Here is a 357-nt window from a genome sequence, read left to right as displayed (position 1 = left end):
CATGTGGAATCGTAAATTGGGACGTAAAGCCGATCATCGTAAAGCATTGTTGCGTAACATGGCAACATCTTTGATTGAAAACGGACAAATTGAAACAACTGAAATGAAAGCAAAAGAATTAAGCGCTGTAATGGACTCATTAGTAACATTAGCAAAACGTGGAGATTTACATGCACGTAGACAAGCAGCAGCTTATGTTCGTAATGTAGAAGTTGATGAAGAGGGAACAACAGCTCTTCAAAAATTATTCAATGAAATTGGACCAGCATATGCAGATCGTAATGGTGGATACACTCGTGTTGTAAAAACACGTATCCGTCGTGGAGATGCAGCTCCAATGGCAATTGTACAATTCGT

General features: G+C 39.2%; 1 protein-coding gene. It reads left to right on the top strand.

Translation table 11 applies throughout. The features are described 5' to 3' along the window. Position 1: 1 nt before the first annotated feature. The coding region (gene rplQ, locus NE544_RS12140; protein ID WP_118116685.1) for a 50S ribosomal protein L17 at positions 2-357 on the top strand (356 nt) is incomplete at its 3' end.

This window comes from Holdemanella sp. MSK.7.32 (assembly GCF_024460475.1).
Taxonomy (GTDB): Bacteria; Bacillota_I; Bacilli_A; order Erysipelotrichales; family Erysipelotrichaceae; genus Holdemanella.
Note: the sequence above shows the minus strand (reverse complement) of the source record. Positions and strands in the feature narration are given on the sequence as shown.